Annotated in this window: 5 protein-coding genes; 1 reads left to right on the top strand and 4 read right to left on the bottom strand. The window is 33.1% G+C overall.

Translation table 11 applies throughout. The features are described 5' to 3' along the window. The first annotated feature begins 63 nt into the window (after positions 1-63). The gene (locus V7164_RS24670; RefSeq protein WP_335355540.1) at positions 64-1,332 is read left to right on the top strand and encodes a mechanosensitive ion channel family protein; all 1,269 of its coding nucleotides are present in this window, start codon (positions 64-66) and stop codon (positions 1,330-1,332) included. A gap of 246 nt (positions 1,333-1,578) precedes the next feature. Here V7164_RS24670 and V7164_RS24665 read toward each other — a convergent pair whose 3' ends face one another. From V7164_RS24665 to V7164_RS24650, 4 genes are all read right to left on the bottom strand, one after another. Continuing rightward, positions 1,579-2,022, bottom strand: coding sequence for an SRPBCC family protein (locus V7164_RS24665; protein WP_335347361.1), 444 nt, complete (start codon positions 2,020-2,022; stop codon positions 1,579-1,581). Between the two features lie 263 nt (positions 2,023-2,285). Then, positions 2,286-2,942 (bottom strand): HAD family hydrolase, encoded by a 657-nt coding sequence (locus V7164_RS24660; protein WP_335355541.1) that lies wholly within the window; start codon positions 2,940-2,942, stop codon positions 2,286-2,288. A gap of 138 nt (positions 2,943-3,080) precedes the next feature. Continuing rightward, the gene (locus V7164_RS24655; protein WP_335347362.1) at positions 3,081-3,518 is read right to left on the bottom strand and encodes a GNAT family N-acetyltransferase; all 438 of its coding nucleotides are present in this window, start codon (positions 3,516-3,518) and stop codon (positions 3,081-3,083) included. A 208-nt stretch (positions 3,519-3,726) separates the two neighbouring features. Continuing rightward, a complete protein-coding gene (locus V7164_RS24650) occupies positions 3,727-4,212 on the bottom strand; it encodes a DinB family protein (protein ID WP_335347363.1) in 486 nt (161 codons plus the stop codon). Positions 4,213-4,342 lie beyond the last annotated feature (130 nt).

Genomic DNA, 4,342 nt, shown 5'->3' with positions numbered 1-4,342 from the left:
ATATAATGAGTAAAAGTTCCATAAGTAGAAGCTGAGATTTTATACATATAATGGAGGAAATAAATGAAATTCATTAGAAAATTTGTTCTAACATTTGATTTGGATCCTGCAACAGCTGAATATTTATCTATATTTCTTAATATCCTATTTATTGCTATTATCTGTATGACTGCGAATTTTATCACCAAAAAGGTTGTAATCAGAATTATCACTCATATCGTAATGAATAACAAATACCAGTGGGATAATATGCTTTTGGATCGGAAGGTTTTTCATAAGTTATCTCATATTGTTCCGGCAATCATTATATATTACTTTTCATTCACCTTTCCTACTCATGAGATTTTGATTAAAAAAAGTGCAATTGCTTATTTGATTATCGCTGGATTATGGGTTGTGAATAGCTTATTAAACGCCCTCAACGATATTTATCAAACGTATGAAATATCGAAGGTGAAGCCGATTAAAGGGTATATTCAAGTGACGAAGATTATTGTCATCACTCTTGGGATCATCTTAGTAATTGCGAACATGATGGGGGAAAGCCCCTTTATTCTTCTAAGTGGAATTGGCGCCTTATCCGCTGTATTGATGCTCGTTTTTAAAGATTCCTTATTAGGACTAGTAGCGGGGGTACAGTTGACGGCCAATGATATGGTTCGGGTTGGGGACTGGATTGAAATGCCTAAATATGGGGCAGATGGAGATATTATTGATATCTCATTAAACACAGTAAAGGTCCAAAATTTTGATAAAACGATTACAATGGTTCCAAGCTATGCCTTGATATCCGATTCTTTTAAGAACTGGAGGGGCATGCAATCTTCAGGAGGTCGACGGATCAAACGTGCCTTATTTGTCGATACAAACAGTATTTCGTTTTGTACAGAAGAGATGATTGATAAATATAAAACCATTCACTATCTTTCAGATTATATCATTAACCGGGAGCGTGAAATTGCAGAGTTCAATTCCTTGCACGATATCAATCGAAACAACCCGGTGAACGGGAGGGCTCTTACGAATATCGGTGTATTTAGGGCTTATATCAGCAACTATCTTCAAAATCATCCAGGAATTAATCGAGAGATGACGTTAATCGTAAGACAGCTGGCCCCTACCGAAAATGGGTTGCCGCTAGAAATTTACGCATTTACAAATGATGTCAGATGGGCAGTGTACGAAACGGTTCAAGCTGATATCTTTGACCACCTTTTTGCCGTAGCACAGGAGTTTGGACTTCGACTTTTCCAAAATCTTTCTGGGCAGGATATTAAGGGGATAGTTAATGACTCTAAAGGAGAGTTTATGGTTAGGAAAATAGAACATTAAATGATATTGGCCTGTCTCCTACTTCTTTTAAAGGTAAAACCTTTACCGAATATGGGGACAGGCATTTGTTTGAATACTAATGTTGTTCATTATTCCTAGTTCTTTTAATTATATAAGAGTTAATTTCTACCATAATACCTCATTACTATACTTCCAATCCTTTTGATGATTAAGATTGGTATTATTACCACAATCACCTTATGTACATTACTTTTCGAAGACTACATATACCAATAAATTAAAGAATTATAAATCCTGTTTAAATACAATTCCATACTCTAAGTAGATCTTTAAAAGTGTTAAGGCTTCTCCCCAACCTACTGCACATCCAATACAGGCTTTTAAGTCTTTTTCAGAATTTGTATAGCCCATCTCATTAAGAACTACTAATGTTCCGTCTTTATAAGGCTCAAGTTTAAAAGTTACTGTTGAATTTTGTTCTCCTGGTGACCATTGAAAAACAAATCTTTTGTTAGGAGTTGCCTCAAGTATCTTCCCCCCGTCTTCAATATTTACATTTTCACTGCCAAAATTTGTCCATCTCAATCGTATCTCACCAGTGCCATCTGGGTTTATCTCCAACGATGTGTCATCTGTGAACCAAGCATTCCAACCTTGAGATGTTGAAACTGTTTTATACACTTCTTCTAAAGGTACTTTAATGTAGGTTTTATGGTATATATCTGGCATTTTCAATATCCTCCATATCCCTTAATTTTACTTTATTTTATAACCTCTACTATTCTTTTTCTATTTCAACAATCCTATTTCATTAGAATTAGAAAAAAGAGTATCGCAGCGATCCTTCTTGAACTCAAGGTACCCGTTAGGCCAACAACGAACTCTTTTCAATATTATTAAGTTCGATCTTTTTTTCTTCATTTCAAGAATCATTATTATTGTTTTTCTCATTAAAAAATATTGTGCAATAAAACAACTTCTGATAATGTATTTTAAGTAAAATAACTTAATAATCTATCAAAAGTATTGATCTCGGCATATGGTGTTATTTCGGTATCATTCTTGATCATATGAGGATTGAACCATATACCCTTTATATTTGCATTTTGACAACCACCAATATCCTTTTCAATGTCATCCCCAATGAAAAATGCGGCTTCCGGTTCCACATCAAGCTTATTTAATGCTAATTCAAATATGCGTTTGTCAGGTTTACTAAATCCCACCTCTTCAGAAATAATTATAATATCAAAACAATTATTTAAATTAGTGTTAATGATTTTAGCTTTTTGTCTCTGAGTTGAGCCGTTTGTTATAATCGCAACTTTAGCTTGCATCTTTATAGTATTTACAATATTTATTATTCTTTGGTTTATAGAAAAACACTGAGGAAAATTAAAATTCCAAAAATCTTGAATGTAATTGCGTGGCAATCTATATTTTGGTGGAAATTCATTAAAAAATGATTCTAAAACTTTTGTTTTATCACTATAGCCATAGTTTCTCTTATCATATTCTTTGAACTTCTTCAACATTTCGTTTTTAACTGAATGTTTAACATCCTCATAACACTTTTCTAAAATAATTAAAAATATTTTATCTACTGCTTCATCCCTATTAAGTAAGGTATCATCTAGATCAAACAGCATTGCTTTATTACCTCTCAAATATCTTCACAGCCTGTCTCACATTATATAAATAATCCCTAATTCGCACCTTCAAACTTTTGGTTTACCGAAAAATGCCTTCTCCAACTATCGCACTCCGTTAGTGAGATAATTAGTTTCTTATAACTGCAAACTCATAGTAATTGTCCTTATGCCAAATCCAAATTTTTCATACAGTTTAATTGCTTGATTCCCTGCAAATGCACTTAGACGGATTTCTGAGTATCCATCTTTTTTTAGATGGTCAATACCTGCTTTCATTAACTGTTTGGAAATGCCATTTCCTCTAAATTCTTTTAAAACAAATAGTTCGTAAATAAATCCATTTATCATATCAGTAAATTGGTCCTTGCTTGGTCCTAAAAGTATCCACCCCATTAATTTATCTTCTTCTGATGCTATTAAATAATAGCTTCCCTTTTCCAAAAGTGGGTTAACAAGCTGGTTAATTTTTTCTTTCGTAGGTTCTACTTCACCCAATGTGCCATCAAAAACAGCTTGAGGAGAAAGTGTTAATACTTTTTTTAGTTCAAAATCATATGGTTTTCTAATATCCATAATTGAATCAGTCCCTTTACAACTATTATTCGGTTTCCTATATTATTCCAATTCTTTAAATACCATGATTTAGTACAATAACTTCGACAAATAAGCGTTAACCCCTTCTTGGATCAACGTACCCTATAATATAAGTACATCAATTCAAAATCTTTTCCGCAACGCCCGATTGTTGAAGAGATTCTAAAATAAAGGATTGAAAATAAGATTACCTATTACTACGATACCAGCTTTCTTGCAACTTCCGTATATAAACGATTTGACCAATATGATAGGCGTTATGCGTAATAGAATTTCCGAGTAACTCATACCATTTCACTGGTAAACTGAATCCATTTACATCACTTTCGAGTTGTTCTTCGGTTAGTAGACCTTGCCATTGTAACAGCACCACTTCTAGTCGCTCTCTTAATTCATTAAACTTTTTATTTTCTGGAATAACAAAGCTTTTATCATTATCTTCAATAGGCTGAACTGCTTTAACATCAGATTGTTGGAATCTTATTTGCCATGTTTCATTCCAGTAAATTAGATGCTGTACAATTTCAGCGATACTATGACTATCTTCAGTAGGCTTCCAAACTGCTTCTTCCTCTGATAAGTTTTTAACTGCTTCAGTAAATGGAAGATACCAGCTCGGGTCATTAGCATTTGCTAAAAACTGATCTAATAAAAGAACCTTAACATATTGCATGCTTTACACCTCTTTTAAAATAAATGTTCCAAGAGACCGTATTCGTCAAACTTTTACTCCAGCTATTACTAAGTTCTATTATTCTTATTAAACTTCCTTTTCTTTTCTGCAATTTCAGTTAATCTTGCAC

Source organism: Bacillus sp. JJ1474 (assembly GCF_036965225.1).
In the GTDB taxonomy this organism is placed as follows: domain Bacteria; phylum Bacillota; class Bacilli; order Bacillales; family Cytobacillaceae; genus Cytobacillus.
This window is presented reverse-complemented; position numbering and strand designations above follow the sequence as displayed.

What these genes read in the sequence shown, in the direction of transcription:
- V7164_RS24670 (WP_335355540.1), top strand. Translation starts at nt 64, where the DNA reads ATGAAATTCATTAGAAAATTTGTTCTAACATTTGATTTGGATCCTGCA.
- V7164_RS24665 (WP_335347361.1), bottom strand. Translation starts at nt 2,022, where the DNA reads ATGCCAGATATATACCATAAAACCTACATTAAAGTACCTTTAGAAGAA.
- V7164_RS24660 (WP_335355541.1), bottom strand. Translation starts at nt 2,942, where the DNA reads ATGCTGTTTGATCTAGATGATACCTTACTTAATAGGGATGAAGCAGTA.
- V7164_RS24655 (WP_335347362.1), bottom strand. Translation starts at nt 3,518, where the DNA reads ATGGATATTAGAAAACCATATGATTTTGAACTAAAAAAAGTATTAACA.
- V7164_RS24650 (WP_335347363.1), bottom strand. Translation starts at nt 4,212, where the DNA reads ATGCAATATGTTAAGGTTCTTTTATTAGATCAGTTTTTAGCAAATGCT.